This window comes from Fusibacter sp., from assembly GCF_057447755.1.
On sequence record NZ_JBVBZF010000516.1, the window covers coordinates 1 to 1,635 of the forward strand.

At 36.3% G+C, this 1,635-nt stretch carries 2 protein-coding genes; both read left to right on the forward strand.

Annotation, left to right across the window (positions count from 1 at the left end):
- The first annotated feature begins 285 nt into the window (after positions 1-285).
- Positions 286-927, forward strand: a complete 642-nt coding sequence (locus tag AC220I_RS22290) for a TetR/AcrR family transcriptional regulator (protein ID WP_486726067.1) — start codon at positions 286-288, stop codon at positions 925-927.
- A gap of 111 nt (positions 928-1,038) precedes the next feature.
- Positions 1,039-1,635: hypothetical protein (locus AC220I_RS22295; RefSeq protein ID WP_486726068.1), on the forward strand; the 597-nt coding region annotated here is incomplete at its 3' end.

Genomic DNA, 1,635 nt, shown 5'->3' on the forward strand with positions numbered 1-1,635 from the left:
CCGTCCAACCCCATATGGACACCCCACAGCATTTCGTAACCTGGGTGTGGTTGATGCTTCATTTACTAACCCTCCTTAAATAATTATTGATAATGAAGTCGAAATACCAACAAAAAAGCTGTCAATATATCAAACTCTTTAAAAACATACCGAGAGTATGTTTATTACAATTTTATGGGTTTTAAAATGTAAAGTCAAGATTTATTATTTAAGAGACTTGACTTTGTGCTTATTTTTTGTTCAAATTGTCTTATGGTCAATATTCTAAATAATGAGGTATTTTAAATGGCACAAACACCAAAAAAAAAATATGCTAAAGGCTACAAGACAAAAGAATTGGTCCTAGCAGTAGCGCTGGAGCTCATTTCAACCAAGGGCTTTCAAAATGTGACAGTAGATGAAATATGTGCTGAATGTAATTTGACAAAGGGTGCTTTTTACCATCACTTCAAATCCAAAGAATCTATACTGGACCAATTGCATTTAGACGCTGATAAGCACATTAAAGATAAAATTCCGGCACTTTTAAAAGAACCGCCATCCTTAGATCTTTTTTCAAAACTATCATACTTATATGCTCAAATGACCCGGACCAGAGGTGTAGAGATCATGAAGCAGAAATTCCGAAATAATCTGGATTCGGATTTATGTAATGTGAAGCAAGGCGATTTTTATAATCCCAATAGTCGACCACTCCTCAATACTTTTTCTCAAATTTATAATGATTTGCAAAAGAGCGGTTATGTAAGTCAAGCATATTCATTTGAACACTTTTTTCATTTCTTAATCGTGACATATGACGGTGTTGTTCTTGATTGGTGTTATAATAATGGAAGCTATGATTTGCCAGATGCAGTTTTGGAAGCCACTGAGAGATATGTTCAAAGTTATAAGACTGTCCCATCTAAAAACGAAGCGAAGTCATAAAACGCTTTGTTTTTTTATTGCTTTTTTTAAGAATTCATATAAAATAGATACCGAGAGTATGTTTTATATACGCTTCAAATACATCTTGAGATCTTTATATAAGGAGGCGACATGAAAGCTTTAAATCAAAAAAACAAGCATATAAATGACTTTAAAAAGAGTAACATGGTGGGGGATCTTGTTTGGTTAGCGCTCCTTTTGGGTTGGATTATTTTACTAGTGATTCCAAGTGCCAGAGAGATATTCATAAAAGTAACTGAGCTACATCCTTATTGGGGCGGTTTTGTGAAATTTGCCATACTGGCTTCCATGGGTGATTTAATGGGCGCACGTGTCTTAAATGGACAATGGAGGATTCCTAGTAACCTCTTCCAGAAGGCATTGGTATGGGGAATAATTGGTATGATGGTTACAGTTGTTTTTTCAGTTTATATGGGGGGCGTTGCCTTTGCTCAGTCGATTGGAAGATTGCCCTTCAAAGGGTCAGCCTTGGCACAAGCCTTTTTTGGCAGTACGATTATGAACTTAACGTTTGGTCCGATGATGTATGTCTACCACATGTATGGTGATAAGGTTATGGATGCTTTATTTGCAAAGAAAAAGCTTTCACTCCGCGACATGGTGGAAACCACAGATTGGTATACCTTGGTGAGCTTTTCATGGCTGAAAACCTGCTTATTTGTCTGGATACCCTGCCATACAATCGTA

Excerpts from the sequence above, each read along its gene's own strand:
- AC220I_RS22290 (WP_486726067.1), top strand. The coding sequence starts at position 286 with ATGGCACAAACACCAAAAAAAAAATATGCTAAAGGCTACAAGACAAAA.